This is a genomic window from Streptomyces sp. NPDC046215 (assembly GCF_040646215.1).
Taxonomy (GTDB): Bacteria; Actinomycetota; Actinomycetes; order Streptomycetales; family Streptomycetaceae; genus Streptomyces; species Streptomyces stramineus.
Genome location: NZ_JBEYZW010000013.1, coordinates 1 through 26,700 on the forward strand (window position 1 = coordinate 1; position 26,700 = coordinate 26,700).

The 26,700-nt window shown below is 73.2% G+C and carries 22 protein-coding genes, 1 pseudogene and 1 riboswitch; of the genes and pseudogenes, 9 read left to right on the forward strand and 14 right to left on the reverse strand.

Annotation, left to right across the window (positions count from 1 at the left end):
* Positions 1 to 91: 91 nt before the first annotated feature.
* The 6 genes and pseudogenes from ABZ951_RS08135 to ABZ951_RS08160 all read right to left on the reverse strand — a co-directional run bounded on the left by ABZ951_RS08135 (position 92) and on the right by ABZ951_RS08160 (position 9,265).
* A complete protein-coding gene (locus ABZ951_RS08135) occupies positions 92 to 1,027 on the reverse strand; it encodes a ribokinase (protein WP_344092200.1) in 936 nt (311 codons plus the stop codon).
* An 18-nt stretch (positions 1,028 to 1,045) separates the two neighbouring features.
* A pseudogene (locus ABZ951_RS08140) lies at positions 1,046 to 2,973 on the reverse strand (substrate-binding domain-containing protein).
* Positions 2,963 to 4,549, reverse strand: a complete 1,587-nt coding sequence (locus tag ABZ951_RS08145) for a sugar ABC transporter ATP-binding protein (RefSeq protein WP_344092203.1) — start codon at positions 4,547 to 4,549, stop codon at positions 2,963 to 2,965. Before ABZ951_RS08145 ends, ABZ951_RS08140 begins: the two are co-directional and overlap by 11 nt.
* A gap of 50 nt (positions 4,550 to 4,599) precedes the next feature.
* A complete protein-coding gene (locus ABZ951_RS08150; protein ID WP_344092206.1) occupies positions 4,600 to 5,601 on the reverse strand; it encodes a LacI family DNA-binding transcriptional regulator in 1,002 nt (333 codons plus the stop codon).
* 775 nt (positions 5,602 to 6,376) lie between these two features.
* Complete coding sequence (locus tag ABZ951_RS08155; protein WP_361279451.1) at positions 6,377 to 6,634, reverse strand: hypothetical protein; 258 nt, start codon at positions 6,632 to 6,634, stop codon at positions 6,377 to 6,379.
* Positions 6,635 to 6,859: 225 nt separating this feature from the next.
* Positions 6,860 to 9,265, reverse strand: a complete 2,406-nt coding sequence (locus tag ABZ951_RS08160; RefSeq protein ID WP_344092208.1) for a phosphoketolase family protein — start codon at positions 9,263 to 9,265, stop codon at positions 6,860 to 6,862.
* A 368-nt stretch (positions 9,266 to 9,633) separates the two neighbouring features.
* Here ABZ951_RS08160 and ABZ951_RS08165 point away from each other — a divergent pair, with 368 nt between their 5' ends.
* Together ABZ951_RS08165 and ABZ951_RS08170 are read left to right on the forward strand one after the other, a co-directional pair.
* The gene (locus ABZ951_RS08165) at positions 9,634 to 10,446 is read left to right on the forward strand and encodes a SigB/SigF/SigG family RNA polymerase sigma factor (protein WP_344092211.1); all 813 of its coding nucleotides are present in this window, start codon (positions 9,634 to 9,636) and stop codon (positions 10,444 to 10,446) included.
* 42 nt (positions 10,447 to 10,488) lie between these two features.
* Positions 10,489 to 10,680, forward strand: a complete 192-nt coding sequence (locus ABZ951_RS08170; protein ID WP_344092213.1) for a hypothetical protein — start codon at positions 10,489 to 10,491, stop codon at positions 10,678 to 10,680.
* Positions 10,681 to 10,744: 64 nt separating this feature from the next.
* Here ABZ951_RS08170 and ABZ951_RS08175 read toward each other — a convergent pair whose 3' ends face one another.
* On the reverse strand, positions 10,745 to 11,062 hold the full coding sequence (locus ABZ951_RS08175; protein ID WP_344092215.1) for a chaplin: 318 nt from the start codon (positions 11,060 to 11,062) through the stop codon (positions 10,745 to 10,747).
* A gap of 428 nt (positions 11,063 to 11,490) precedes the next feature.
* Between ABZ951_RS08175 and ABZ951_RS08180 the strand changes: the two genes are divergently transcribed.
* Together ABZ951_RS08180 and ABZ951_RS08185 are read left to right on the forward strand one after the other, a co-directional pair.
* On the forward strand, positions 11,491 to 12,963 hold the full coding sequence (locus ABZ951_RS08180) for an SDR family NAD(P)-dependent oxidoreductase (protein ID WP_344092218.1): 1,473 nt from the start codon (positions 11,491 to 11,493) through the stop codon (positions 12,961 to 12,963).
* Positions 12,964 to 13,118: 155 nt separating this feature from the next.
* Positions 13,119 to 14,666, forward strand: a complete 1,548-nt coding sequence (locus ABZ951_RS08185; RefSeq protein ID WP_344092220.1) for an SDR family oxidoreductase — start codon at positions 13,119 to 13,121, stop codon at positions 14,664 to 14,666.
* 269 nt (positions 14,667 to 14,935) lie between these two features.
* On the opposite strand, the gene alaS is transcribed toward ABZ951_RS08185, so the two are convergent.
* The 4 genes from alaS to thrC form a co-directional block, all read right to left on the reverse strand.
* Positions 14,936 to 17,590, reverse strand: coding sequence for an alanine--tRNA ligase (gene alaS / locus ABZ951_RS08190; protein ID WP_361279452.1), 2,655 nt, complete (start codon positions 17,588 to 17,590; stop codon positions 14,936 to 14,938).
* Between the two features lie 264 nt (positions 17,591 to 17,854).
* Positions 17,855 to 18,058, reverse strand: a complete 204-nt coding sequence (locus ABZ951_RS08195; protein ID WP_005315736.1) for a cold-shock protein — start codon at positions 18,056 to 18,058, stop codon at positions 17,855 to 17,857.
* Positions 18,059 to 18,516: 458 nt separating this feature from the next.
* Positions 18,517 to 18,792 carry a ubiquitin-like small modifier protein 1 gene (locus ABZ951_RS08200; RefSeq protein ID WP_344096423.1) on the reverse strand — a complete coding sequence of 92 codons (276 nt, stop codon included), beginning with the start codon at positions 18,790 to 18,792 and terminating at the stop codon, positions 18,517 to 18,519.
* 60 nt (positions 18,793 to 18,852) lie between these two features.
* On the reverse strand, positions 18,853 to 20,127 hold the full coding sequence (gene thrC / locus ABZ951_RS08205) for a threonine synthase (RefSeq protein WP_344096425.1): 1,275 nt from the start codon (positions 20,125 to 20,127) through the stop codon (positions 18,853 to 18,855).
* A 17-nt stretch (positions 20,128 to 20,144) separates the two neighbouring features.
* A riboswitch (SAM riboswitch) is annotated at positions 20,145 to 20,289 on the reverse strand.
* 171 nt (positions 20,290 to 20,460) lie between these two features.
* Here thrC and ABZ951_RS08210 point away from each other — a divergent pair.
* The 3 genes from ABZ951_RS08210 to ABZ951_RS08220 all read left to right on the forward strand — a co-directional run bounded on the left by ABZ951_RS08210 (position 20,461) and on the right by ABZ951_RS08220 (position 23,307).
* Positions 20,461 to 21,432, forward strand: a complete 972-nt coding sequence (locus ABZ951_RS08210; protein WP_344096428.1) for a glucosyl-3-phosphoglycerate synthase — start codon at positions 20,461 to 20,463, stop codon at positions 21,430 to 21,432.
* A gap of 41 nt (positions 21,433 to 21,473) precedes the next feature.
* Positions 21,474 to 22,946, forward strand: coding sequence for a trehalose-6-phosphate synthase (locus ABZ951_RS08215; RefSeq protein ID WP_344096431.1), 1,473 nt, complete (start codon positions 21,474 to 21,476; stop codon positions 22,944 to 22,946).
* Positions 22,947 to 23,058: 112 nt separating this feature from the next.
* Positions 23,059 to 23,307: a hypothetical protein gene (locus ABZ951_RS08220; RefSeq protein WP_344096433.1), complete on the forward strand. Its 249-nt coding sequence runs from the start codon at positions 23,059 to 23,061 to the stop codon at positions 23,305 to 23,307.
* A gap of 10 nt (positions 23,308 to 23,317) precedes the next feature.
* On the opposite strand, the gene ABZ951_RS08225 is transcribed toward ABZ951_RS08220, so the two are convergent.
* Positions 23,318 to 23,557, reverse strand: a complete 240-nt coding sequence (locus ABZ951_RS08225; RefSeq protein WP_361279455.1) for a DUF6255 family natural product biosynthesis protein — start codon at positions 23,555 to 23,557, stop codon at positions 23,318 to 23,320.
* Positions 23,551 to 23,958 (reverse strand): hypothetical protein, encoded by a 408-nt coding sequence (locus ABZ951_RS08230; RefSeq protein ID WP_361279457.1) that lies wholly within the window; start codon positions 23,956 to 23,958, stop codon positions 23,551 to 23,553. Before ABZ951_RS08230 ends, ABZ951_RS08225 begins: the two co-directional genes overlap by 7 nt.
* Positions 23,959 to 24,222: 264 nt before the next feature.
* Here ABZ951_RS08230 and ABZ951_RS08235 point away from each other — a divergent pair, with 264 nt between their 5' ends.
* Positions 24,223 to 24,624 (forward strand): hypothetical protein, encoded by a 402-nt coding sequence (locus ABZ951_RS08235; RefSeq protein WP_344096438.1) that lies wholly within the window; start codon positions 24,223 to 24,225, stop codon positions 24,622 to 24,624.
* Here the strand turns inward: ABZ951_RS08235 and ABZ951_RS08240 are convergent.
* A complete protein-coding gene (locus ABZ951_RS08240; RefSeq protein ID WP_344096454.1) occupies positions 24,621 to 25,199 on the reverse strand; it encodes a hypothetical protein in 579 nt (192 codons plus the stop codon). The two genes, ABZ951_RS08235 and ABZ951_RS08240, sit on opposite strands and share 4 nt — an antisense overlap.
* Before the next feature lie 137 nt (positions 25,200 to 25,336).
* Here ABZ951_RS08240 and ABZ951_RS08245 point away from each other — a divergent pair, with 137 nt between their 5' ends.
* On the forward strand, positions 25,337 to 26,689 hold the full coding sequence (locus ABZ951_RS08245; protein WP_344096439.1) for a tetratricopeptide repeat protein: 1,353 nt from the start codon (positions 25,337 to 25,339) through the stop codon (positions 26,687 to 26,689).
* The last annotated feature ends 11 nt before the right edge of the window (positions 26,690 to 26,700 follow it).

A 26,700-nucleotide genomic window follows, 5' to 3' on the forward strand; every position in this document is an offset into this window, starting at 1 on the left:
CCCCACCCGCCCCCCCCCCCCCGGGGGGGGGGTCCCCCGGGGGGGCGTGCTTCGGCCCCCCCACCCCCCCACCCCCCCCGTCCGGCAGCTCCTAATCGGGCAGTTCGTCCATCGTCGGGTACGACGGCTGCGCGCCCGGGCGGGTCACGGACGCCGCGCCCACCCGTACCGCGAGGCGGACCGCCTCCACCAGCGAGGATCCGCGCGCGAGCCGGCCGGCGAGGGCCCCGGTGAAGGCGTCCCCGGCCCCCGTGGTGTCCACGGCGCGGACCTGCGGGCCCCGCACGGCGGTCGGTTCGCTCTCCCCGGCGGCCAGGGCCAGGGCGCCCTCGCCGCCGAGGGTCACCACGACCGAGCGCGCTCCCCGCCCGAGCAGTGCGCGGGCCCGGTCGGCGGGCGTGCCGTCCGCGAGCCCGGACAGCTGCTTCGCCTCATGCTCGTTGACGACCAACGGGTCGGCCGCGGCCAGGAGTTCGGGATCCAGGGACTCGGGGGTGGGGGAGGGGTTCAGCACCACGCGGGTGCCGGCCTCCCGGGCGACGGCGACCGCCGCCCGCACCGTGGCCGGGGGGATCTCCAGCTGGAGCGAGAGCACCGCCGACGCGGCGACGACCTCCCGCGCCGCGGTCACGTCCGCGGGCGAGAGACGGGCGTTGGCGCCGGGCGAGACCACGATGGAGTTGTCGCCGTCCGGGCCCACGACGATCATCGCGGTGCCGGTCCGGGCCCCCTTCTCCACCAGCACGTGCCGCAGCTCCGTGCCCGCCTCGCGCTGGCCGTCCAGCAGCAGCGTGCCGAACGCGTCGTCACCGACCTTGGCCAGCAGGGCCGTCCGGGCCCCGAGCCGGGCGGCCGCGGCGGCCTGATTGGCCCCCTTGCCACCGGCGGACTCCACCAGATCCGTGCCCAGCACCGTCTCGCCCGCGCCCGGCCGGCGCTCCACCCGGACCGTCAGGTCCGCGTTGGCCGAGCCGACCACCAGGACGTCGTACGCCATCTCTTCGCCGTTCTCGCTGCTCTCGCTCATCGTCACACCTCTACCCTGTCAGCCGTCGAACCCGGCCGCGTTGTCGCGGTCCACCAGCACCACCGGCACCTTCACCGAGCGCGGCAGCTTCCGGCCCTCGGCGGCCCGCACCGCCCAGTCCACCGCCTGCTTGCCGAGCAGCTTCGGCTGCTGGGCCACGGTCGCCGTCAGCGTGCCGCCGCGCACGGCCGCTATCCCGTCGGGCGTGCCGTCGAAGGCCACGACCTTCACGCCCCGGCCCGACGCGGCGCCCAGCGTCTTCGACGCGCCGAGCGCCATCTCGTCGTTGGCGGCGAAGACGCCGGTGATGTCGCGGTGCGCCTGGAGCATGTTCGCCATCACGTCCATGCCCTTGGCGCGGTCGAAGTCCGCGGGCTGCCGGGCGACCACCCGGATTCCGGGGTACGCCCGGATGCCCTCCTCGAAGCCCTTGCCGCGCTCACGGGCGGCCGACGTCCCCGGCAGGCCCTCCAGGAACGCCACCTTGCCCCTGCCGCCCAGCGACTCGGCGAGCGCCTTCGCGGCCAGCCGCCCGCCGGCCACGTTGTCGGAGGCGATGGTCGAGCCGACTTTCCCGCCGTTGACGCCCCGGTCGATGGAGATCACCGGCACGCCGGCCCGGTTCGCCACGCCCACCGCGGGCACCGCCGCGTCGGAGTCGACGGGGTTGATGATCGCGGCCTTGACGTTCTGACTGGTGAACGTCTCCATCTGGTTGATCTGCTGCGTCGGGTCGTTCTGCGCGTCCGTGACGTTGATTTTCAAGCCGCGGGCCTTCGCCTCCTCCTGCGCGCCCTTCTTGATGCCGAGGAAGAAGGGGTTGTTCATCGTGGACAGCGCCAGCCCGAGATCCGTGTGGCCGCCCCGGTCGCAGCCCGACAGCGCCAGGGACGCCGTCAGCGCCGCCACCACGGCCAGCGCCCGCCCCCTCCTCGCGCGCCCCTTCATCGTGTCCCCCTTCGTCCCCTTCATCGAGAACTCCGGCGGCGCAGCGTGTCCAGGAGCACGGCCAGGGCGATGACCAGGCCCGTGGCCACCTGCTGCCAGAAAGCGGACACGCTCAGCAGGTTGAGGCCGTTGCGCAGCACGGCGAGGATCAGCGCCCCGATCAGGGTGCCGGACGCCTTCCCCGAGCCGCCCGACAGGCTCGCCCCGCCGATGACCACGGCCGCGATGGCGTCCAGTTCGTAGCCGACGGCCGCCTGCGGCTGTGCCGAGGTCAGCCGGGAGGCCAGCACGATGCCCGCCACCGCGGCGAACAGCCCGGAGAGCGCGTAGACGACCAGCTTGCGGCGCTTGACGTCGATGCCCGACAGCCGGGCCGCCTCCTCGTTGCCGCCGATCGCGAACATCGCCCGGCCCGTGTACGTCCGGGCCAGGATCAGCGCCGCGATCAGCCCCATGGCCACCATCACCAGGACCGGGACCGGCAGCCAGCCGCCCAGCGTGTCGCCGAGCCGGGCGAGCGAGGACGGGAAGGCGGTCGGAGACCCGCCGGAGATCACCAGGGCCAGGCCGCGGCCCACCGAGAGCATCGCCAGCGTGGCGATGAAGGCCGGCAGCCTGCCGTAGGCGACCAGGGCGCCGGACACCAGCCCGGCCGCCGCGCCGACCCCGAGGCCCAGCAGCACCGCGAGCCACACCGGGAGCCCCTCGGAGGTGGCGGCCCAGGCGACCACGGTCGCCGACAGCGCCGCCACCGAGCCCACGGACAGGTCGATGCCCGCCGACACGATCACGAACGTCACGCCGAACGCGAGGATCGCCGTCACCGACGCCTGCACCCCGACATTGAGCAGGTTCTGCCCGTTGAGGAAGTCCCGGGACAGCACCGCCATCACTACGACCAGGGCCACCAGGCCCCCCAGGGGCCCGTTGCGCAGTACCGCCCTCGCGAACCACTGCCCGGGGAAGCTCCCCGGGGCCCGCACCGCCTCAGCCGACATCGGAGCCCTCCATCGCGCTCTCGTCACCGTTCCTCGAATCCGTGGGCTGCCGTACGGCCAGCTCCATCACGGCGTCCTGTGTGGCCTGTTCACCCGACAGCTCGCCGACGAGCCGGCCCTGCGCCATCACCAGGACGCGGTCGCTCATCCCGAGCACCTCCGGCAGGTCGCTGGAGATCATCAGCACCGCGCGGCCCGCCGCCGTCAGCTCGTTGACGAGCTGGTAGATCTCGACCTTCGCGCCGACGTCGATGCCGCGCGTCGGCTCGTCGAGGATGAGCAGCCGGGCACCGGCCAGCAGCCACTTCCCGATGACGATCTTCTGCTGGTTGCCGCCGGACAGGGTGCGCGCCGACTGGTCCAGACCGCTCATCCGCACCTTCAGCCGCTCGGCGACCGCGGCCGCCTCGCGGCGCTGCCCCCGCCGGTCCACGAGCCCGCGGCGGGTGTCCCGGTCGAGCCGGGCCAGGGTGAGGTTGTCGGCGAGCGAGGCGTCCAGGAGCAGCCCCTGGCCCTTGCGGTCCTCCGGCACGAGCCCGAGCCCGGCCCGCATGGCCGCCCGGACGTCGCCGCGGGCCAGGGCCGCCCCGTCCACCTCGACGCTGCCCGCGTCGTACCCGTCCACGCCGAACAGCGCCCGCGCCACCTCCGTGCGGCCGGCGCCGACCAGCCCGGCGAGGCCGACGACTTCACCGGCCCGCACCTCGAAGCCGATGTCGGTGAACGCCGGGCCCGTGCCGCCGCCCGCGCGGGTCAGCCCGCGCACTTTCAGCAGTGGCGGGCCCGGCTCGGGCGGCGCCTGCCGCGGGTACTGCTCGGCGATGTCGCGGCCGACCATCAGCCGGATCAGCTCGTCCTCGCCGGTCGAAGCGGGCACCTCGGCCACCGAGCGGCCGTCGCGCAGGACCGTCACCCGGTCCCCGAGCGCCGCGATCTCCTCCAGGTGATGGGTGATGAAGAGGACCCCCACCCCGCTGTCGCGGAGTTCGCGGACGATGCCGAAGAGCGTGGCCACCTCGCCGGAGGTCAGGACGGCGGTCGGCTCGTCCATGATCAGCACCCGGGCGTCCAGGCTCAGCGCCTTGGCGATCTCCACCATCTGCAGCCGGGCGATGCCGAGTCCGGCGACCGGCGCGGCGGGGGAGACGTCCAGGCGCACCCGGCGCAGCAGTTCCGCGGCCTTCGTGCGCATCGCGCGCCGGTCGATCAGGCCGAGCGGGGTGCGCGGCTGGCGGCCCAGGAAGATGTTCTCGGCGACGGTGAGGCCGGGGACGAGGTTGAACTCCTGGTGGATCGTGGCGATGCCGAGCCGCCCGGCGTCCTGCGCGGAGCGGACGGTGACCTCCTCGCCGTCCACCAGGACGCGGCCCTCGTCGGGGCGGTGCGCGCCGGAGAGCATCTTGATCAGCGTGCTCTTGCCCGCGCCGTTCTCGCCGAGGAGGACGTGCACCTCGCCGGCGCGCAGGCTCAGGTCCACCCCGTCCAGCGCCCGGACGCCCGGGAAGGACTTCGTGACCCCTTCCACGCGCAGCAGTTCCCGTCCGCCGCCCGGAACGTCGTCGTTGACGCCGGTCATGCGCTGCCCCTCTCGGTCTTCCTCGGTGGGTCTTTCCCCGTGGGTCTTTCTCAGTGGGTGGGCGGTTCGCCGCAGGAGCGGCGCGTGACGAGCCGGGCGGGCAGCAGGACCGAGCCGGCCGGACGGCCCTCGATCCGCTCCAGCAGGGCGTGCACGGCGGCGCGGCCCAGCGCGCGCGTCGGCTGGGCGATCGCGGTCAGCGGCGGGTCGGTGTGCGCGAACCACGGCACGTCGTCGAAGGCGACGAGCGCCACGTCGGCGGGGATGCTCAAGCCCTGGGCCCGCACCTCGTCCAGGGCGCCGAGGGCCATGAGGTTGTCGGTGGCGAGGACGGCGTCAGGTGGCTCGGGCAGGTTCAGCAGGGACGCCATAACGTGCCGCCCCCCGGCGGGCGAGAGGTCCGGGGAGGAGCCGGTCCGCTCCGCGGGCAGCGCGATGCCGTGCCCGGCCAGCGCGGCCCGGAACAGCTCCAGCCGCTCGTCCCCGACGGGGGTGCCCGCGGGCGCGACGATGACGGCCGGGCGCCGGCGGCCCAGCGCGGCCAGGTGGGCGGCCAGGGCGGTCAGCGCTTCCCGCCCCTCCGCCCGTACGCAGGGCGCGGCGACGCCGGGAACGGCGCGGTCGAGCAGCACCAGGGGGGTGCCGGAGGCGACGGCCTCCGCGAGCATCGCGGACCCGGTCCCGGCGGAGCTGACCAGCAGCCCGTCGATGCGGCGGTCGAGCAGCGTGCGGATGTGGTCGTCCTGCTGCTCGGGGCTCTCGCCCGCGTTGCCGATGATCAGGCTGTAGCGCAGCGCCCGGGCCTCCTGCTCGACGGCGTCGGCGAGCTCGGTGAAGAAGGGGTTGCGCAGGTCGCTGATGACGAGCCCGAGGGTGCGGGTGCGCGCGGTGCGCAGGGAGCGGGCGACGACGTTGGGCCGGTAGCCGAGCTCCGCGACGGCGGCGAGCACCCGGTCCCGGGTGGTGGCCACGGGCGAGCGGCCGTTGAGCACCCGGGAAACGGTGGCGACGGACACGCCGGCCCGTTCGGCCACGTCCTTGATGTTCGCCATGTCGCCTCCGGCGGGGCCGTGGATGTAATCGATTTCGCGGTGGGGTGAGGGTTAGGTAATCGATTACACGTCGGGGCCGTCAAGGGCGCGCGAGTGTGGCGCGCGTCACGGACTCCGGCCGGGGGTGTCGGTGTCGGGGGCGGGTGCGCTGCCGCGTGGCGGCCTCGGGGGACCTGGGCGGACCCGGGCCGCAGGGCCGGGTCCGGCTGCGCAGGGCAACCGGAGCCTGACGTGAACAGCCGGCGATCCCGGCGGCCGTGTCCGCCGTGGTGGGGTACAGGCCGAAGGCCCGTGCCACCCGAGTGGGGGCCGGGCCGCGCTCGCGGCTGCTCCGTGGGGATCGTCGGGGATCGTCGGCGTGCATCCTGAGCCGGCCGTGGTCCGGGCCGATGCCGCCTACGCCGGTGGCCTGGTCGGCCGCGCCCACCCGTTCCTCACGCTCATGATGAAGACCGTCAGCCGGCCGGAGGGCGCGCCCGGGTTCGTCATCCTGCCCGCCGTCGGGTTGCCGCACGCTCGATCGCGTGGATCATTCGGGCCCGCGGAACGGCCCGCAGAGAGGCCCGCGACGACGAGAGGCCGCCGCGGCACTCGGAGGTGCTGATCACTTGGGCGGCGATCCCGCTCGTGACCCGTTCGGCGCCCTGCCGGGCGGCGTCGTTGCCCGGTGGGAGTCGGCGCGTTGGTCCAGGATCGCTCGGCATGAAGCTGGTCTGCCACCCCTGACGGGACGCGGCGGCAGACCAGCCATCGTGACGTGCCTTCGGAAGGTGCCTCAGCCGACGCAACTTCCGATCGGCTGCCAGTACCAGGGGCCACCAGCGTCCTCCCGGCAGTACTGGTACCACACGTTGCGGTCGCACATGAACCGGTTCTGGCACACCCGCTGCGGGGAGTCGACAGAGGCTGGGCGGCAGTTCCCGGCGGGAGCACCGTTCGCCGTCGATTCTGCTTGGGCGGACGCGGCGGGAGCTGCCAGGAGCACGGCGCCGAGCAGCAGGCCGCTGACAACGGACAGGCGTTGCATCAACATGGGCGGACACCTTTCGATGACGTGCGCGCTCCGTACCGGACAACTCGCGGTGCACGGCCGCTCGTTGCGGTCGATCAGGAACGGGCAGGCCGTACGCGGTGTCTGCCCGATCCGTCTCCTGCTCCGAAGGATCCGGTCCTGACGCGAAAGCTCCGAGAGTGCGGACGGAAAATTCACCCGTGCGCATGAAGTAGTCGTATTGGCCGAGCGCTGGGACGCGGCACTTCAGCCCGGCCAGCTCCACTCCGCGACCTCCGGCATGTCCACGCCGTGTTCGCGGATCCAGGCGTGGTGGCGGGTGCGGGCGTCGGCCATGGCCTGGCGCACGGCCACCGCCCGGGCCCCGAGGCCGGGGACGCGGTCGATGACGTCCATGACGAGGCGGTAGCGGTCCAGGTCGTTGCGGACGACCATGTCGAAGGGGGTGGTCGTGGTGCCCACCTCCTTGTAACCGCGGACGTGCAGGTCGCCATGGCCGGTGCGGCGGTAAGTGAGGCGGTGGATGAGCCACGGGTATCCGTGGTACGCGAAGACGACCGGCTTGTCGCGGGTGAACAGCGCGTCGTACTCCGCGTCCGTCATGCCGTGCGGGTGCTCGCCGTGGGCCATCAGGCGGGTCATGTCGACGACGTTGACCACGCGGAGGGCCAGTTCCGGCAGGTGGCGGCGCAGCAGCCCGGCCGCGGCCAGCACCTCCTGGGTGGGGACGTCACCGGCGCACGCGAGCACCGCGTCGGGCTCGCGCGCCGTGCCCTCGCTGCCCGCCCACGTCCACACCCCGGCGCCCCGGGCGCAGTGGGCGCGCGCCTCCTCCAGGCTCAGCCAGTCGAAACAGGGCTGCTTTCCCGCGACGATGACGTTGACGTAGTCGCGGCTGCGGAGCGCGTGATCGGCCACGGACAGCAGCGTGTTGGCGTCCGGCGGGAGGTAGACGCGCACGACCTCGGGCGACTTGTTGAGGACGTGGTCGACGAAGCCGGGGTCCTGGTGGGAGAAGCCGTTGTGGTCCTGGCGCCACACGTGCGAGGTGAGCAGGTAGTTGAGCGAGGGGACGGGCCGCCGCCAGGGCAGGGCGCGGGAGGTCCGCAGCCACTTGATGTGCTGGTTGACCATGGAGTCGACGATGTGGACGAACGCCTCGTAGCAGGAGAACAGGCCGTGCCGGCCGGTGAGGGTGTAGCCCTCCAGCCAGCCCTGGCAGAGGTGTTCGGAGAGCACCTCCATCACCCGGCCGTCGTGGGCGAGGTGCTCGTCGGTGGGCAGGGTCGCCGCCTGCCACGCCTTGCCGGTCGCGGCGTAGAGGGCGTCCAGGCGGTTGGAGTCGGTCTCGTCCGGGCCGACCACGCGGAAGTTCCGGGAGGCGGTGGTGCCGGCCATGATCTGGGCGAGGAAATTGCCGAGGACGCGCGTGGGCTCGTGCCGGCCCGCGCCGGGCTTGTCCACCGGGACCGCGTAGTGCTCCAGGGGCGGCATCGGCAGCGACCGGGTGAGCAGACCGCCGTTGGCGTGCGGGTTCGCGCCCAGGCGCCGGTCGCCCTCCGGGACGTGCGCCAGGACCTCGGGGCGCGGGCGGCCGTCCTCGTCGAAGAGCTCCTCCGGCCGGTACGAGCGCAGCCAGTGCTCCAGTTGGCGCAGGTGGTCGGGGTTGTCCCGGACCCCGGGCAGGGGCACCTGGTGGGCGCGCCAGGTGTCCTCGACGGGCAGCCCGTCGACCTCGGCCGGCCCCGTCCAGCCCTTCGGGGTGCGCAGCACGATCACCGGCCAGTGCGGCCGGTCGCCCACCCCGCCCTCGCGGGCGACGCGCTGGGCGGTCGCGATGTGGTCCAGCGCCCGGTCCATGGCGGCGGCCATCGCGCGGTGGACCTTCGCCGGGTCGTCCCCGGTGACGTAGAGCGGCTCGTGCCCGTAGCCGCGCAGCAGCCGGTCCAGCTCCTCCTCGGGGAGGCGGGCGAGGACCGTCGGGTTGGCGATCTTGTAGCCGTTGAGGTGGAGGATCGGCAGGACCGCGCCGTCGTGGACCGGGTCGAGGAACTTGTTGGCGTGCCAGGAGCCGGCCAGCGGTCCGGTCTCGGCCTCGCCGTCGCCGATGACGCAGGCGACCAGCAGGCCGGGGTTGTCGAACGCGGCGCCGTAGGCGTGGGCCAGGGAATAGCCGAGCTCACCGCCCTCGTGGAGGGAACCGGGCGTCTCGGGGGCGACGTGGCTGGGCACCCCGCCGGGGAAGGAGAACTGGCGGAACAGCCGCTCCATGCCGTCGGCGTCCCGGCTCACGTCCGGGTACACCTCGCTGTAGCTGCCCTCCAGCCAGGAGTTGGCGAGCACGGCCGGTCCGCCGTGCCCGGGCCCCCACACGCAGATGGCGTCCAGATCGCGGGACTTGACGACCCGGTTGAGATGCGTGTGGACGAGATTGAGCCCCGGCGAGGTCCCCCAGTGCCCCAGCAGCCGGGGCTTGACGTGCTCGGGCTCCAGGGGCACGGCCAGCAAGGGGTTGCTCATGAGGTAGATCTGGCCGACGGCCAGGTAGTTGGCGGCGCGCCAGTGCGCGTCCAGGGCCGCCACCTCGGTGTCGGTCAGGCCGCCCGGGGCCGGTGCGGCCCCGGGGTCGGACGTCGGGTGGCGCGTGGTCATGGGACTCCTCCGTGACGGCGGCGGCCGGGGCCGGTGCGGCCGCCTCGTCGTGCGCCGGGACCGCCCGGAGGGCCTCCGGCGGGGGCCCTGCACCAGCCGGGTTGCGCTCCCGGGTACCCCCGGCCCGCGAGGGAAAACGGGCGCGCCCCCACCCGGTCACCGTGCGTGCCGGGCCGGTGGCCCCGAGTCGCGGGATCGCGAGGGGCGGGTGATGCTGAGGGGACCGTGGCCGACACCGGCCGCCCGGCCCCCAGGCACGGTGGCGCCGTCCCTACCGGCGCCTCCGGCGCCCCTTCGGGCAGCCGGACCGCGGAGGTGCTTCGGCCGGCAGGCACTCCTTGGTGCAGGAGCGAGGAAACACCGTGACCATGGCCGAGACGACCCACCGCCGCCGCACCCGGGAGGCGCCCGATACCGCGGACGCCTTCCGCCGCCTGGCGAGCCTTCCCGACGGCCCCGAGCGGGCCCGGCTGCGGCAGGAGGTGATCGCGGCGTGGCTGCCCATGGCCGAGCGGATCAGCCTGCGGTTCCGCAGCAGCGGCGAGAGCCCCGCGGACCTGCGGCAGGTGGCCGCGCTGGGCCTGGTCAACGCCGTGGACCGCTACGACCCGGAGCTCGGGTACGCCTTCGAGACCTTCGCCGTGCCCACCATCAACGGCGAGCTCAAGCGCCACATCCGCGACCACGCCTGGTCGGTGCACATCCCGCGCCGCGACCAGGAGCTCCGCATCGCCGTCCGCTCCGCCCAGGTCGCCCTGGGCCGCCGCGGGGACCACACCCGCAGCAGCCCGGCCGAGCTGGCGGCGGAGAGCGGGCTCTCGGAGGAGGAGGTGCGGCGCGGGCTGGCCGCGGAGGGGGTGCACCACACGCTCTCGCTGGACCACCCGGTGCTCGGTGCCGACGGGCTCCCGCTCGCCGACACCCTCGGCAGCGCCGACGGCGCGCTGGAGCTGGTGGTCGACCGGCAGTCCCTGCGGCCTCTGCTGAGCGCGCTGCCCGAGCGCGAGCGGTACGTCCTGTACTGGCGCTTCTTCGGCAACCTCACGCAGAAGCAGATCGGTGCCCGGCTCGGGGTCTCCCAGATGCAGATCTCCCGCATCCTCAGCCGCACCTGTGCCCGGCTGCGGCGGGAGCTGCTCGGCCCGGCAGGCCCGCCGGGCCGCACCCCCACCCCCGGCTGAGCCCCCTTCCGATCCCTATCTCCCGAGGCAGGCAGGCGTCCCATGTCCTCAAGCCACACCCATCTGACCCCCGACCTCCCGCCGATCGTCGAGGTGCCCGATCTGCCCGGCGCCCAGCGGCCCCGCAAGAAGCGCGAGGACACCGCCGGCCGGGACGGGCCCGGACATGGTGGTGGCGCCCACCATGAACATGATGGGCGCCACGAACGCGCGGGTGAGGACTCCGGCGGCTGACTGTGACCCTCCCCGGCGCGCGGACCGCGCGGGAGAGGCTAGTGAGCCGCTCCGGGCGCGGAGGTCACCACTTGTCGTGGCCGCCACCGTGGCCGTAGCCGTGCTTGTCGTAGTCACCGTGCTTGTCGTGCTTGTGGTGACCGTCGATGTTGGCGCAGGTGTTACCGAAGGTCGGGTTCAGCAGACCGACGATGTCAATCGTGTTGCCGCAGAGGTTGATCGGCACCTGGACGGGCACCTGAATGACGTTGCCCGAGATGATGCCGGGGGAGCCCACGGCCGCGCCCTGCGCTCCGGAGTTGGCCGTAGCTACTCCCGCGGCGCCGGAAACGGCGGCGCCGGCAGCGACGGTCAGAGCGGCGACCTTGGCGATACGCGACATGGCTAAACCTTTCTCATGGGTGGTGAGCGGCAATTGTTGCCGGAGAAGCCGGAGGGATTTGCCCAATATGGGCATGAGGGGGCGTAATTAACCCGAAAAGCCCAATAAGTCATACGGGATGACGCACGCGTGGGCGGGCCCCGCCGGGGCGCACTCTGCCCGGCATCCCCGCAGGTGGGGGCTCCCGCGGCTGCCCCGGGCCCCGGCCGGGCGACTCTTGCGGCCCGCGCGAGGCCCCTGCCCGGGAAGATCCCCCCGGGGCGACGGCGCCTGGCTCGCGCCCCCACGACCCCGGCGCCCGGGTGATCCTTCCGTTCGGCCCCCGGCGGCCGGGTTTGGCGTGGCCGCCCCCCGCTACGTACAGTTCTTCGAGGCTCCAATAGATCAGAGCTTCAATAGATCAGAAGAACTGGGAAACGACAGCGCCGATGACGGTCACTGAAGAAAGCCGCGACGGTGCAGCCCACCTGTCGGGCATCGATCCGCAGCGGATGGCGGTCTGCCTGAGCGTGCTCGAAGAGCTCGACCAGCTGCCCGTCGACCACCCCGACGCGATCGAGATCCGGCGCGCCACCGCCGGCATCTACCGCACGGTGAAGCAGCGCCGCCGTCAGGAGCGCCGGGCCGCCAAGACCGCCAACGACCGGGCCGTCACCGAAGCCACCGCGACCGGCGCCGCCGACCGCATCGACGACGAGACGCGCGGCATCCCGCTCGCCGCCACCTCCGCCGCCCAGATCGTCGGCATCCTCGAGCGCCCCCGGTCCTGCTACATCTGCAAGACCCGCTACGTCGAGGTCGACGCCTTCTACCACCAGCTGTGCCAGCCCTGCGCCGCGGAGAACCGCGCCCGCCGGGACGCCCGCACGGACCTGACCGGCAAGCGCGCCCTGCTCACCGGCGGCCGCGCGAAGATCGGCATGTACATCGCCCTGCGGCTGCTGCGGGACGGCGCGCACACCACCGTCACCACCCGGTTCCCCAACGACGCCATCCGCCGGTTCAAGGCCATGCCGGACAGCGCCGACTGGATCCACCGCCTCAAGATCGTCGGCATCGACCTGCGCGACCCCGCCCAGGTCGTCGCCCTGGCCGACTCCGTCGCCGCCGAGGGCCCGCTCGACATCCTGATCAACAACGCGGCCCAGACCGTCCGCCGCAGCCCCGCCGCCTACCGCGAGCTGGTCGCCGCCGAGGCCGCCCCGCTGCCCGCGGGCGAGCTCCCGGCCTCGGTCGTCTTCGGCGCCTTCGGCAGCGGCGCCCAGGCGGCGCTGCCCAGCCCCGCGGGCGGCGCCCACGACGAGCTGACCCCCCAGGCCCTCACCGACCTCGCGCTGACCAGCGGCTCCGCCTCGCTCGCCCGCGTCGAGGCCGGCACCGCGATCGACGCCGGCGGCCTCGTCCCCGACCTGGACGCCACCAACACCTGGATCCAGCGCGTCAACGAGGTCGACCCCGTCGAGCTCCTCGAAGTGCAGCTCTGCAATGTCACGGCCCCGTTCGTGCTGGTCAGCCGGCTGCGCCCGGCGATGGCCGCGTCGGCCGCCCGCCGCAAGTACATCGTGAACGTCTCCGCCATGGAGGGCGTCTTCAGCCGGGGCTACAAGGGCCCCGGCCACCCGCACACCAACATGGCCAAGGCCGCGCTGAACATGCTCACCCGCACCAGCGCCCAGGAGATGCTGGAGGCCGACGGCATCCTCATGACCGCCGTCGACACCGGCTGGATCACCGACGAGCGCCCGCACCCCGACAAGGTGCGCCTCGCCGAGGAGGGCTTCCACGCCCCGCTCGACCTCGTCGACGGCGCGGCCCGGGTCTACGACCCGATCGTCCGCGGCGAGCAGGGCGAGGACCTGTTCGGCTGCTTCCTGAAGGACTACAAGCCCGCGAACTGGTAGTCGCCGCCCGCCGCCCGACGACCGCCCGCCCCGACCACGTCCGGGGCGGGCGGTCTCGCGCGTACCGGGCCCCTGACGGGGCTCCCGCACCCGGAAGGCCAGCCCCGCGTGGCGCGAGGCGTGGTCGGCGGGGGAGCGTGGACCTCATGGACCCCATGGACACAGCAGCGAACGACCACGGCCGCACCGGCGACGGGGAGCCGCGGCCACGGGTGCTCGTCGCCGGGGCGACCGGCTACATCGGCGGGCGGCTCGTCCCCCTGCTCCTCGGCGCCGGCTACCGGGTGCGCTGCCTGGCCCGCGACCCGGGCCGGCTGCGCGACCAGCCGTGGGCCGGCCGCGTCGAGACCGTCAAGGGCGACGTGACGCGCCCCGACACCCTCCCCGACGCCTTCGAGGACGTCGACGTCCTGTACTACCTCGTCCACGCGCTCGGCACCGGCCGGGACTTCGAGGAGACCGACCGGCGGGCCGCGCTCGCGGTCGGCCGCGCCGCCAAGGCCGCCGGGCTGCGCCGCATCGTCTACCTCGGCGGACTGGCCCCCCGGCAGGTCCCCGAACGCGCCCTCTCCCCGCACCTGCGCTCGCGCGCGGAGGTCGGCCGGATCCTCCTCGACAGCGGCGTCCCCACCGCCCAGCTGCGCGCCGCCGTGATCATCGGCTCCGGCTCGGCGTCCTTCGAGATGCTCCGCTACCTCACCGAGCGGCTGCCGGTGATGGTCACCCCCAGCTGGGTCAGCACCCGCATCCAGCCCATCGCCGTCCGCGACGTGCTGCGCCTGCTGCTCGCGGCGGCCGAGCTGCCCCCGGAGGTCAGCCGCAGCTTCGACATCGGCGGCCCGGACGTCCTCACCTACCGGCAGATGATGATCCGCTACGCGGCCGCGGCCCGGCTGCCGCGCCGCCTCATCCTGCCGGTGCCGGTGCTCACGCCCGCCCTGTCCAGCCTCTGGGTCGGCCTGGTCACCCCGGTGCCGAGCGGCATCGCCCGGCCGCTCGTGGAGTCGCTGCGGTACGAGGTGATCTGCCGCGAGCGCGACATCGCCCGGTACGCGCCCACTCCGCCGGAGGGCCTGATCGGCTTCGACGAGGCCGTGCGCCTGGCCCTCAAGCGGGTCCGGGACGCCGACGTCGCGACCCGCTGGTCCTCCGCGTCCCTGCCCGGCGCCCCCAGCGACCCGCTGCCCTCGGACCCGGACTGGTCCGGCGGCAGCCTCTACGAGGACCGCAGGGAGCTGAGCGTCGACGCCCCCGCGGAGCGGCTCTGGCGGGTCGTCGAGGGCATCGGCGGCGAGAACGGCTGGTACTCCTTCCCGCTCGCGTGGTCCGTCCGGGGTGCCATGGACCGCCTCGTCGGGGGCGTCGGCCTCCGCCGCGGCCGCCGCGACCCGCACACCCTGCGCGTCGGCGACTCCCTCGACTTCTGGCGCGTCGAGGCGCTGGAGCAAGGCCACATCCTGCGACTGCGCGCGGAAATGCGCCTGCCGGGCCTGGCGTGGCTGGAACTGACGGTCACCCCGGAAGGCCCGTCACGGGCGACGTACCGGCAGCGGGCCCTGTTCCACCCGCACGGCCTGGCGGGCCACGCGTACTGGTGGGGCGTGGCCCCCTTCCACGCGGCGGTCTTCGGGGGCATGGCCCGCAACATCGCGGAGCGGGCGGAAAGAGCGGAAGGGACTGATTCCAGCCCGTCCGGCGTTTGAGGATGCGCCCGCAGGGTGCTTGCCGCCGCAGGCGGCTACGACGGCCCGCAGCGGAAGGCCGGGCAGGGCCGCAGGGGCCTCGGGTGGGCCGGCATGGGCTGAGGCCGGCCGAAACCAGCCCGTCCGGCGTTTGAGGACGCGCCCGCAGGGCGCTCGCCGCCGCAGGCGGCCACGACGGCCCGCAGCCGAAGAGGGGGCAGAGCCACAGGGCGCTCGCCGCCACAGCGCGGCCACGACGGCCCGCAGTCGAAGACCCGGCCAAGCCCCCGTCAGCCCAAGGACCGCCGCCCCAAAAGGCCCCGCACCGCGTCCAGCGTCCCCGGCAGGGCCGCCGCCGGGAGGCCGCCGCCCTGGGCCACCTCGTCCGTGCCGCCGCCGCGGCCGCCCAGGAGCTGCTTCACCAGGCCGGCCGCCGACAGGCCCGCCGTCCGGCCCGTCTCGTTGACCGCGACCGTCACCACCGCCTTGCCCCCGGCGGCCGAGCCGATGACGGCCACGCCCGGGCGGGCCTGCGGCAGGCGGTCGCGGACGGCCAGGGCCAGGGTGCGCGCGTCGTCGTCCGCCGTGGCGGTGACCACCAGGGCGCCGCCCGCCTCCGACGCGCCGGCGGCCAGCTCCGCGGCCCGGCCGAGCGCGGCCCGCCGCCGCAGCTCCGCCGCGGCCTGGTCGGCGGCCTTCAGCCGGTCCAGCAGGCCCGCCACCCGGTCGGCCAGCTGGTCGCGCGGCGCCTGCAACTGCTCCGCGAGCCGGGCCACCAGGTCACGCTCGCGCGCCAGGTAACCGAACCCCTCGACGCCGACCGACGCCTCCAGGCGGCGCATGCCCGCGCCCACCGACGACTCGCCGGTGAGCGCGACCACCCCGACCTGCGAGGCGTGCTCGACGTGCGTGCCGCCGCACAGCTCGCGCGACCACGCGCCGCCGATCTCCACGACGCGCACCTGCTCGCCGTACGTCTCGCCGAACAGCGCGAGCGCGCCCAGCTCCTTGGCCTCCGGCAGGCTCATCCAGCGGACGTCCACGGCAAGATCACGGCGCAGCGCCCGGTTCGCGGCCTCCTCGACCTCGCTGCGGGCGGCGGGCCCCAGCGCGCCGCGCCAGGGGAAGTCCAGCCGCAGGTAGCCGGGCCGGTTGTACGAACCGGCCTGCAGGGCCGTCGGGCCGAGCACCTGCCGCAGGGCCGCGTGCAGGACGTGCGTACCGGAGTGCGCCTGGCGCGCCCCGAGCCGCCACTCGGCGTCGACGGCCGCCCGCACGGCGTCACCGACGGCCAACTCACCCGCGCTCACCCGCACCTGATGGGCCACCAGGCCCGGCAGCGGCCGCTGCACGTCCAGGACCTCGGCCTCCACCGACGCGCCCGTCAGAGCGCCCGCGTCACTGTCCTGGCCGCCGGACTCGGCGTAGAACGGGGTCCGGTCCAGGATCACGGTGGCGATCTCCCCGGCCCGTACGACGGGCAGCACACCCGCGGGCCCGAGCAGGGCCAGCACCCGGGAGTCGGTTTGCAGCGTGTCGTAGGCGCGCCAGTCCGTGGGCCCGTTCGCGTCCAGTACGGCCCGCAGTGCCGAAGTGTCCAGCGCACCGCCGGACTTGCGGGCGCGGGCGTCGGCGCGGGCGCGCTCGCGCTGCTCGCCCATCAGGGCGGTGAAGCCCTCCCGGTCGACCTCGACGCCCTGCTCGGCGGCCATCTCCAGCGTCAGGTCGATGGGGAAGCCGTAGGTGTCGTGCAGCAGGAACGCCTTGGCACCCGGCAGCGACCGCCCGCCGCCCTCCTTCACCTGGGCGACGGCGGTGTCCAGCACGGTCGTCCCCTGGCGCAGCGTGGAGCGGAAGGCGTCCTCCTCGGCGTACGCCTGCTGCGCGATGCGGTCGAACTCCGCGGCCACCTCGGGGTAGCTCGGCGCCATGCAGTCACGGGCGACGGGCAGCAGCTCGGGCAGCGCCGGGTCCTGGTACCCCAGCAGCCGCACGGAGCGGACGGCGCGGCGCAGGATGCGGCGCAGCACGTAACCGCGGCCCTCGTTGCCGGGCGCGGTGCCGTCGGCGAGCAGCATGAGCGCCGTGCGGACGTGGTCGGCGACCACCCGCAGCCGCACGTCCGCCTCCGCGTCGCCGCCGTAGCGGGTCCCGGTGAGCGCGGCGGCCCGGTCCAGGACCGGGCGGGTCTCGTCGATCTCGTAGAGGTTGTCCACGCCCTGGAGCAGGGTGGCCATGCGCTCCAGGCCCATGCCGGTGTCGATGTTGCGGCGCGGCAGCTCGCCGAGGATCGGATAGCCGGTCTTGCCGGTGCCCTCGCCGCGCTCGTACTGCATGAAGACCAGGTTCCAGAACTCCATGTACCGGTCCTCGTCCACGGCCGGACCGCCCGCGCGGCCGAGCGCCGACCCCCGGTCGTAGAACAGCTCCGAGCAGGGCCCGCACGGGCCGGGGACGCCCATGGACCAGAAGTTGTCCTCGTCGCCGCGTGCCACGATCCGCTCGTCGGGCAGGTCCGCGAGGCGCCGCCACAGGGCGCGGCTCTCCTCGTCCTCGTGGTGGACGGTGGCCCAGATCCGGTCCGGGTCGAGCCCGTACCCGCCCTGCTCGACGGGCGTGGTCGACAGCTCCCAGGCGAAGGCGATCGCCTCTTCCTTGAAGTAGTCGCCGAACGAGAAGTTGCCGTTCATCTGGAAGAACGAGCCGTGCCGGGTGGTGCGGCCGACCTCCTCGATGTCGAGGGTCCGCACGCACTTCTGCACACTGGTCGCCCGCGGCCACGGCGGCTGCGCCTCACCGGTGAGGTACGGCTTGAACGGCACCATGCCGGCGTTGACGAACAGCAGCGTCGGGTCCGGCGTGGGCAGGGGCGCGCTGGGGACCACCGTGTGGCCGCGGGCGGCGAAGTGGTCGAGGAAGCGGCTGCGGATGTCGGCGGTGCGCATGTGCCCTCCGGGCGGGTTCGGTGCTTGCAGTGTGCGGGGTAGCGGGCTGCTGTGCCTTGTCCTCAAGCGCCGGACGGGCTGCTGTGCTGTGTCCTCAAGCGCCGGACGGGCTGAATAGCCCGTCCGGCGCTTGAGGACGCGCCCGCAGGGCGCTCGCCGCCGCAGGCGGCAGGACGGCCCGCACAACACGTGGGGCCCGTACCTGCTTCCAGGTACGGGCCCCACGCGCGAGCTATCAGTGAGCCGGTGGTCGATGCGCCGAGATCAGACGGCAAGCTTGACCATGTCCGCCTGCGGCCCCTTCTGGCCCTGCGAGATCTCGAACTCCACTCGCTGACCCTCCTCGAGGGTGCGGTAACCGTCCATCTGGATCGCGCTGTAGTGGACGAAAACATCCGCACCACCGTCGACCGCGATGAAGCCGTACCCCTTCTCCGCGTTGAACCACTTGACGGTGCCCTGAGCCATGCCTAACTCCCCTATTACTGGCCCTTGCGCAGGACCGCACTTCGCGGACCCGGGTCAGACCTCACCCCCCGGACACTCCCCCGCCGAAGGCAGGGGAAACCCCGGAAGATGTGCGCCGGAACGCGTCGACCGCGGCTGAATGTATCTGCACGGATGCCCTCTGCAACAGGTCACTTGGACGAGAATTACCGGCACGGCCGAGCGGAGAAAAGTGGCTAACGGCGGTGAATCCAGGGCAAGTCGGGCCGGGCATAACGCAACCAACCCGGCAATTCGTACGCACAGTTCGCGCACAACTTGACGGGTTCTCATGGGCGTTCGGCGGTGACGCCGGCGGGGGATCGCCCCAACTGTATCGCGCTCAACAGACGGAATCGCCCCGTCCGTTTCGCGGACGGAGCGATTCGAGGGGACTTCTACAGGAAAGTTGAAGAAATCCCCGGCGAGCTGATGCCGGGTCAGCCGCCGGCGACGGCCGGGATGATCGAGACGCCCGCGCCGTCCGGCGTCGCGGTGTTCAGGCCGTCCTCGAAGCGGACGTCGTCGTCGTTGACGTAGACGTTCACGAAACGGCGCAGCTTGCCGCTCTCGTCGAGGACCCGCGCGGCGATGCCGGGGTGGTTCTTCTCCAGGTCGGCGAGCACGTCGGAGAGGGTGCCGCCCTCGGCGGATACCTCGGCCTTGCCGCCGGTGTAGGTGCGCAGGATGGTCGGGATGCGAACGCTGATGCTCATGGGGTCACCTTCGGTTCGGGCACTGGGTGGAGAGGGAGGGGGACGGCGGGGTGGAGCCGCTCACAGCCCCGCGGCGCGGAACGCCTCCAGTGAGGGCCGGATGGTGGCCGTCGGCCCGGCCGCCACCGCGTCGAGCGTCTTGAGCCCGTCGCCGGTGTTCAGCACCACCGTGGTCAGCGCCGGGTCGAGCGCCCCGCTGTCGATGAGCTTGCGGGTGACGCCCACCGTCACCCCGCCCGCGGTCTCCGCGAAGATCCCCTCGGTGCGGGCCAGCAGCCTGATCGCGTCCACGATCTCGGCGTCGGTGACGTCCTCGACCGCGCCGCCCGTCCGCCGGGCGATGTCCAAGACGTAGGGGCCGTCCGCCGGGTTGCCGATCGCGAGGGACTTCGCGATCGTGTCCGGCTTCACCGGCCGGACGACGTCGTGCCCGTCCTTGAAGGCGCGGGAGACCGGCGAGCAGCCCTCCGCCTGGGCGCCGAAGATCTTGTACGGGCGGTCCTCGACCAGCCCCAGCGCGATGAGCTCCTTGAGCCCCTTGTCGATCTTCGTGAGCTGGGAGCCGGAGGCGATGGGGATGACGATCTGGTCGGGCAGCCGCCAGCCGAGCTGCTCGCAGATCTCGTACGCCAGCGTCTTGGAACCCTCGCCGTAGTACGGGCGGAGGTTGACGTTCACGAAGCCCCAGCCCTCGCCGAGCGGGTCGCCGATCAGCTCGGAGCAGAAGCGGTTCACGTCGTCGTAGGTGCCCTCGATGCCGACGAGGTCTCCGCCGTAGACCGCGGCCATGACGACCTTGCCCGCCTCCAGGTCGTGCGGGATGAAGACGCAGGAGCGGAAGCCCGCGCGGGCGGCCGCGGCGCCCACGGCACCGGCGAGGTTGCCGGTGGAGGAGCAGGAGAGCGTGGTGAAGCCGAAGGCGCGGGCGGCCTCGACGGCGATGGCGACGACGCGGTCCTTGAAGGAGTGCGTGGGGTTGCCGGAGTCGTCCTTGACGTACAGGCCGCCGGTGACGCCCAGCTCCCGGGCGAGGTTGTCGGCCTTGACGAGCTTGGTGAAGCCCGGGTTCAGGCCGGGCTTGTCCGCGACGTCGGCGGGGACGGGCAGCAGCGGGGCGTAGCGCCAGATGTTGTCCGGGCCGGCCTCGATGCGGCGGCGCAGGGCCTCGGGGTCGCCGGTGGGAAGGTCGTAGGCCACTTCGAGTGGGCCGAAGCAGTCGGCACAGGCGAAAATGGGACCGAGGCCGAAGCGCTGTCCGCACTCGCGGCACGCGAGGGCCGCGGCGGGACCGAGAGCGACAGAGGTGGTTGAGCTTTCGACAGACTGCACAGCCATGGAGGCGAGGCCCTTTCTCCTCATCTTCCCCGTGGCGGACGTCGCCACGAGACGGAATTGGCACCTTCCCGAGCCGGGAGCCTCGCCGAATGAACGGTGAGACCGGCTGGAGGGTTGCCGGGGCTTCAACGGGCCGTGTCCCTCTGCCCCTCTGGATGAGCGGTATGGCACTGGGCAGGGCCCAGGCGTTTATGAGCGGCGACCCCGACATACGACGGCGTTCCGCGTTGTTCAGACTGTAACCGAAGGCATGGGCGCCCGAGACAGCCGTCCGTACCGCGAGATGGATCACACGCAGCTCGAACGCCGCGTCACACAAGAGGAGTCGAACAGGTGCTGGAAGAGGTGGAGCGCTGGCTGGGCCGGCGGTCCTGGTCCGTCGACGACCGTCCGCTCGACCAGCTGCTCGCCGCCAAACGCGCCACCGGCACCACGGTCGCCGTCGTACTGCCGGCGTTGGACGAGGAGGCGACGGTGGGGGCGATCGTGGCCACCGTGCGCCGGGAGCTGATGTCGGAGGCGGTGCCGCTGGTGGACGAGCTGGTGGTGCTGGACTCCGGTTCGACCGACCGCACGGCGGAGGTGGCCGCCGCGGCCGGGGCGCGGGTGGTGCACCGGGACGCGGTGCTGCCGCGGCTGCCGGCCGTGCCCGGCAAGGGTGAGGTGCTGTGGCGGTCACTGCTGGCCACGGGCAGTGACGTCGTCTGCTTCGTCGACGCCGACCTGCGGGAGTTCTCCGCGGACTTCGTGTCGGGGATCGTCGGGCCGCTGCTGACCGACCCGGACGTGGACTTCGTCAAGGCGATGTACGACCGTCCGCTCGGCCCCGGCTTCGAGGGCGCGGGCACGCCCGGTCCGGGCCAGGGGGGCCGGGTGACGGAGCTGGTGGCCCGTCCGCTGCTGAACCTGCACTGGCCGCTGCTGGCGGGTTTCGTCCAGCCGCTGGGCGGCGAGTACGCGGCGCGCCGTTCGCTGCTGGAGCGGCTGCCGTTCCCGGTGGGGTACGGGGTGGAGCTGGGGCTGCTGGTGGACGCGTTGCACACGGTGGGGCTGGACGCCCTGGCCCAGGTCGACGTGGGGGTGCGCAAGCACCGGCACCAGGACGGGCAGGCGCTGGGCCGGATGGCCGCGGCGATCTACCGCACGGCGCAGCTGCGGCTGGCCCGCGGCCATCTGGTGCGGCCGGCGCTGACGCAGTTCGAGCGCACGGCGGAGGGGTTCGTCCCGCGGACGTACGAGGTGGACACCGAGGAGCGGCCGCCGATGGCGGAGATACCCGAGTACGCGCGCCGCCGCGCGGCGTAAGCGTACGTTTGAGCGGATCCCGTGGCGGCAAGGCTGGCGTCATGGTCGATGAGCACATGCACGCCGCCCGGATCCTCGTCGCGTCCAACCGCGGTCCCGTCTCGTACAAGGTGAGCGAGGACGGCTCGCTCACGGCGGGCCGGGGCGGTGGCGGGCTGGTCTCGGGGCTCAGTTCCATCGGCCGGGAGGCCGGCGCGGTGTGGGTGTGCGCCGCGCTCGGCGAGGGCGACCGCGAGGCCGCCCGCCGCGCGGGCACCCGGCTGCCGGCGGCCGACACGGGCGGGCACGCGGTGCGGATGCTCGACATCCCCGCGCAGACGTTCACCGCCGCCTACAACGGCATCGCCAATTCGGTGCTGTGGTTCGTGCACCACCTGCTCTACCAGACGCCGCTGGAGCCCGACTTCGGCGCGGACTTCCGGCGGGAGTGGGTCGCGTACGAGGCGTACAACGCCGCCTTCGCGGACGCGCTCGCCGAGGAGGCGGCCCAGGGTGCCACGGTGCTGGTGCAGGACTACCACCTGACCCTCGTGCCGGGGCTGCTCCGCGAGCGCCGGCCGGATCTGCGGATCGGTCACTTCTCGCACACCCCGTGGGCCCCGCCGGACTACTTTCGGATGCTGCCGGACGACGTGGCCGGGCAGGTGCTGCGCGGCATCCTGGGCGGTGACCGCGCCGCGTTCCTCACCCGCCGCTGGGCCGAGGCGTTCGCCGCCTGCTGCGAGAGCGAGCTGGGCGCGGACGTCCTCCGCGAGGACGGGGTGGCGGCGGCGGTGCGCTTCGAGGGGCGGATGACGCGCCTGGGGGTGCACGGGCTCGGCGCCGACGGGGATTTCCTGCGGGAGCGCGCGCACCGCGAGGACGTCGAAGAGCGGATGGTGGCGCTGCGGGAGCAGATCGGTGCGGGCCGCCGGGCGGTGGTGCGGGTGGACCGCACGGAGCTGTCGAAGAACATCGTCCGGGGTCTGCGCGCCTACCGGCGGCTGCTGGAGGACCGCCCGCAGTGGCGCGGCAAGGTCGTCCACGTGGCCTTCGCCTACCCCTCGCGGCAGGACCTGGCGGTCTACCGCGACTACACGGCGGAGGTCGAGCGGGTCGCCCGGGAGATCAACTCCGCGTTCGGCACGGAGGACTGGGAGCCGGTCGTGCTGCACGTGAAGGACGACTTCGCCCGGTCGCTGGCCGCCTACCGGCTCGCGGACGTGGCCCTGGTCAATCCCATCCGCGACGGGATGAACCTGGTGGCCAAGGAGATCCCGGTCGTCTCGGACCACGGCTGCGCGCTGGTGCTGTCGCGGGAGGCCGGGGCGGCCGCGGAGCTGGGCGAGGACGCGCTCGTGGTCAATCCGTACGACGTGGAGGCCACGGCCCGGGCGCTGCACGAGGCGCTGCTGATGGATCCGGCCGAGCGCGCGGAGCGGACGAAGCGGCTGGCCGCGGCGGCGACGGCGCTGCCGCCGGAGCGCTGGTTCCTGGACCAGCTGACGGCGCTGGAGGGAGGCGAGGGAACGTAGCCGCGGGGTCCCGGCCGGCTTGGCGAAGCCCTGTGCGGTTCCCCGCGCGACCAGCCGCAACGCACCCGCAGATGACGCGCCCGGCTTCCGGCGGAGCGCTTAGGCTGTGATCGTGCAGCCCAAGGACATGCCCGGGCCCGAGCCCACCGAGACGGGCACGACGTGCCAGTGGTGCGTGGGCTCCGGTTTCGTGCAGCGCTCGCTGGTCCACGTCCCCGGCCCCGATCCGTTCGGGGCCGGCGGGGAGTCGGTGGTGCGGGCGGGGCAGTGCAAGCACTGCCGGGGCAGCGGGGTGTACGAGTCCGCGCTGGACCCGACCCTGGAGCACTGGCGGCGCCCGCCCCCGGAGGAGCCGCGCTGAGGCGTGCCCCTCACCGCCTCAGACGCCGGCCCCCCGCCGCCGCTCGCGCCACCAGCAGGGCCGCTCGCCGGTCCGCCTCGCGCCGGGCCGGGCCGGAGGGCGTGACGGCGTGCGGGAGCCCGGGGGCCCGGAGGGCGCCGTAGTCCGAGAACCGTCTGACCCCGCAGGCGTCGCAGCGGTGCTCGCCTCGCCCGGTCCGGGTCCAGCCCGACCGGTGCGTGCAGTGGCGGACGCGGGTCGCCGTCACCACGCGTTCACCTCCGGCAGCAGGTGCGCGCGGCGGAAGTGACCGCGCAGGGCGGCGGTCGCCTCCTCGGTCAGCTCCGCGTCGCCGCCGCTCCTGGCCTGCCGGTGGGCGGCCCGCAGAGCGGCGCAGCTGTCGCATCCGACGGGCGAGGTCGAATCCTCGTCGTGGATCCCGGCACCGTCCCGCTCCGCCCGGCTCGCCGGCCGCAACGCCTCCGGCACCACTTCCCGCTCCCGCCCACCCCAGGGCCGCCGCACCTGCACGCGGGGGCCGACGCTGCCCATGACCTGGACGAGGGTGCCGGTGGGGATGTCGATGACGTAGGCGCCGGGGCGGTAGGTCATGGGGTCGGGGGGCGGGGGCCCGGCGTCGGGGTCGGGGTGGGGCATGGCTGAGTCGTACACGGTGTTCCCTTCGGGTATTTCTTCACTGAGCCGCCCGTTACCGGCGGGTGGGGGCCTAAGACATGTCCGATTGGTCTTCGGCTGCGGGCCCGTCGTTGCCGCCTGCGGCGGCGAGCGCCCTGCGGGCGCGCCCTCAAACTCCCCCAGCTAACGCTGGGAGGTGCCCCCGGACGGGCTGATTTCAGCCCGTCCGGCGTCTGAGGACACCGCCGCGCAGCGGTGGTGCGCCCCCATGACCTGCCGGCAGGCCCTAAGCTCCGGTGCATGGCTGAGGCATTCGTCAGCGGCGACGAACACCCCGCGTGCGGCATCTGCCCGTCGCGCCGGTTCCCTCTCGGGGAGTTCGACGTGCATGAACGCCCGTCATCCGACTGCCCGTTCCGTCCGGCCGACGGCCATCGGTACACGGCGGCGGGAGTGCCGGTGTGCGTGCATCCGCACAAGGTCGGGATTCCCGCAGGCCGGTACAAGTCCGACGGGATTTCCCTGGCGGGCGGGCTCCAATGGCCGGACGATGCCGCTGAGCTGGATGCCTATTTGCACGAGGTGTTGCACAGCGCAGCGCCGGGAATGCTCGAATTGCTGATCGAGCAGGCCACGACCGAGCTGCCTGCCGTTTTCCCGGACGTGGACGTGATCACGACGCTGCGCCGCGCGCTCGGCTAGGAGGCCGTCGCGAAGCCGGGAGCGAACCTACGTCCGCCCTCGAAGATGCCCAACGGCTGGTACTTCGCGATCACCGCGGCACGCCGGTCAGCTGTCTCCTGCCTGCCGAGCCAGAACCGCTCGTTCACCGGCCCCCACGCGGCACGGTAGACCTGGTGGGTGTAGTCCCCGTGATCCCAGCCACCGATTTCCTCACGGTCGGTGGCGTGGACAAACGTGACGCCTGTCCGCTGCTGCACTCGGCTCAGCACGGTGAACTGGGCGGCCAGGGCGTGAATCATCTCGTCCACCGGCACGGGCACCGGCACCTCGGCGGCGCTTTCGTCGCCGTCCGTCATCTCGAAGACGGCCGACTTGATGGCCATCGCCCGCAGGGCCTCGGGGAAGAGAGGCCCGGTGTCCTTGTCCACGTCGAAACCGTCGACGAGCGCGTAGCCCGTGAAGCTCTGCCAGTCCTTGTCGTACTTCGCACACCCGGTGCGCAGCCGCTCGAACTCCGGGTCGGCCTCGATGGCCGACAGAATCTCACGCGCTCGCGTCGCCACTTTCTCCGGTGCGGGGCGGGCAAAAGACATGTCCACTGTCGCTCTCCTTCGGGTCGAGTTCCGCCTTCGCTTTAGGTAACCCCACGGCTACGCACGGCGGTACCGTTGGAGCGGCGGCAGGATTTAAGAGCTTTAAGAACGCGACCAGCACGAGGAGTTGAGGGTCGATGGGCACCCCCGCACCGAACGCCGGACTTGAGCGGCTGTACCGCGAGACCAGGTGGACACTGCGCCAGTTCGCCCAGGAGGTGAACCGCATCGGCACCGAGCGGGGCACACCTCGCAAGTACCGGGAGCCCTCCGTCCATCAGTGGCTCAGGGGGCATCTTCCCCGCGCGGACGTGCAGCCCCTGATCACGGAAGCCCTCTCGCGCAAACTGCTTCGGCCGGTCACGGCCCACGAGGCCGGCTTCCCGCAGGCTCCCGAACAGACGGACGCCCACCCCCGTACGGTGGAAGGGCTCGTCGACCTCGGGAGGCAGGACATGGACCCGTCCCGCCGCAGCGTCATCGGCGCGGGACTGTTCTCCGTGGCTCTGACCGTGCCCGACTGGCCCGATGTCGTCGGCCGCATGGAGGCCGTCCAGGCCGGGCAGGCCCACCGCATCGGGATGGCCGAGGTCGACATGGTCATCGCCATGACCGAACGGGTCTCGGAGCTCGACGATCAGTTCGGCGGCCGTCACGCCCGCCCCATGGCCGCCGCCTTCCTCGTCAATACCGTCGCCCCCTACCTCAAGGCTGACGCCACCGAGCCCGTACGCAAGGCGATGATGTCCGCCGCCTCCGACCTCTGCTATCTCACCGGGTACATGGCCGTCGACGAGGGCGTGCACGGCCTGGCCCAGCAGTACTACATGAAGGCCCTCCAGCTCGCCGGAGCCTCCGAGGACCACCTCACGTACTGCACGACCCTGCGCGGCATGAGCGTCCAGGCCGTCGACCTCGGCCACGGCCCCGCCGCGATGCGACTGGCGGACGCAGCGGCCGCCGCCTCCCCCAACGCGGGGCCGCGCATGCGGGCGTTCCTCGCCGGTCAGCAGGCGCATGCCGCCGCGCAGACGGGTGATCGCAGCAGCGCCCTGATGTACCTGAAGGAAGCGGAGACGGCCATGGAGAAGGCCGAATCGCGGGCGAAGACGTTCGGGTCGTACGACCCTTCATCGCTCCTCTACCACGTGAGCCAAGTCCGCTATGAACTGCGCGATACGCGCGGGTCGATCGACGCGATGGAGGAATCCGACCGGCTGCGGCACGGCGTATATCGCCGGGCCCGCGTCCGGCACCGGTGCACACTGGCTGAGCGCCAATGGGAACTCGGTCATCTCGAAGCCGCCTGCCGAACATGGAAACTCGCTCTGGACGATTATCCGCACGTCCAATCCGGCCGCGCCGACGATCGCATCAGGGCGATGCACGCCCGCATCCGCCCCCACCTCAAGAACCGGGCCGCCCGCGAACTCCACGAGCGGGCCCGGCTCGTCACCCCGGCCGCCCTGATCGGGGCCGGGGCCTCGTAACCCCTCCCCGG

Excerpts from the sequence above, each read along its gene's own strand:
- ABZ951_RS08240 (WP_344096454.1), bottom strand. The coding sequence starts at position 25,199 with ATGTCTTTTGCCCGCCCCGCACCGGAGAAAGTGGCGACGCGAGCGCGT.
- ABZ951_RS08215 (WP_344096431.1), top strand. The coding sequence starts at position 21,474 with ATGGTCGATGAGCACATGCACGCCGCCCGGATCCTCGTCGCGTCCAAC.
- ABZ951_RS08245 (WP_344096439.1), top strand. The coding sequence starts at position 25,337 with ATGGGCACCCCCGCACCGAACGCCGGACTTGAGCGGCTGTACCGCGAG.
- ABZ951_RS08185 (WP_344092220.1), top strand. The coding sequence starts at position 13,119 with ATGGACACAGCAGCGAACGACCACGGCCGCACCGGCGACGGGGAGCCG.
- ABZ951_RS08150 (WP_344092206.1), bottom strand. The coding sequence starts at position 5,601 with ATGGCGAACATCAAGGACGTGGCCGAACGGGCCGGCGTGTCCGTCGCC.
- ABZ951_RS08175 (WP_344092215.1), bottom strand. The coding sequence starts at position 11,062 with ATGTCGCGTATCGCCAAGGTCGCCGCTCTGACCGTCGCTGCCGGCGCC.
- ABZ951_RS08180 (WP_344092218.1), top strand. The coding sequence starts at position 11,491 with ATGACGGTCACTGAAGAAAGCCGCGACGGTGCAGCCCACCTGTCGGGC.
- ABZ951_RS08160 (WP_344092208.1), bottom strand. The coding sequence starts at position 9,265 with ATGACCACGCGCCACCCGACGTCCGACCCCGGGGCCGCACCGGCCCCG.
- ABZ951_RS08170 (WP_344092213.1), top strand. The coding sequence starts at position 10,489 with ATGTCCTCAAGCCACACCCATCTGACCCCCGACCTCCCGCCGATCGTC.
- ABZ951_RS08165 (WP_344092211.1), top strand. The coding sequence starts at position 9,634 with ATGGCCGAGACGACCCACCGCCGCCGCACCCGGGAGGCGCCCGATACC.
- ABZ951_RS08195 (WP_005315736.1), bottom strand. The coding sequence starts at position 18,058 with ATGGCTCAGGGCACCGTCAAGTGGTTCAACGCGGAGAAGGGGTACGGC.
- ABZ951_RS08145 (WP_344092203.1), bottom strand. The coding sequence starts at position 4,549 with ATGACCGGCGTCAACGACGACGTTCCGGGCGGCGGACGGGAACTGCTG.
- ABZ951_RS08155 (WP_361279451.1), bottom strand. The coding sequence starts at position 6,634 with ATGTTGATGCAACGCCTGTCCGTTGTCAGCGGCCTGCTGCTCGGCGCC.
- ABZ951_RS08135 (WP_344092200.1), bottom strand. The coding sequence starts at position 1,027 with ATGAGCGAGAGCAGCGAGAACGGCGAAGAGATGGCGTACGACGTCCTG.
- ABZ951_RS08200 (WP_344096423.1), bottom strand. The coding sequence starts at position 18,792 with ATGAGCATCAGCGTTCGCATCCCGACCATCCTGCGCACCTACACCGGC.
- ABZ951_RS08235 (WP_344096438.1), top strand. The coding sequence starts at position 24,223 with ATGGCTGAGGCATTCGTCAGCGGCGACGAACACCCCGCGTGCGGCATC.
- thrC (WP_344096425.1), bottom strand. The coding sequence starts at position 20,127 with ATGGCTGTGCAGTCTGTCGAAAGCTCAACCACCTCTGTCGCTCTCGGT.
- alaS (WP_361279452.1), bottom strand. The coding sequence starts at position 17,590 with ATGCGCACCGCCGACATCCGCAGCCGCTTCCTCGACCACTTCGCCGCC.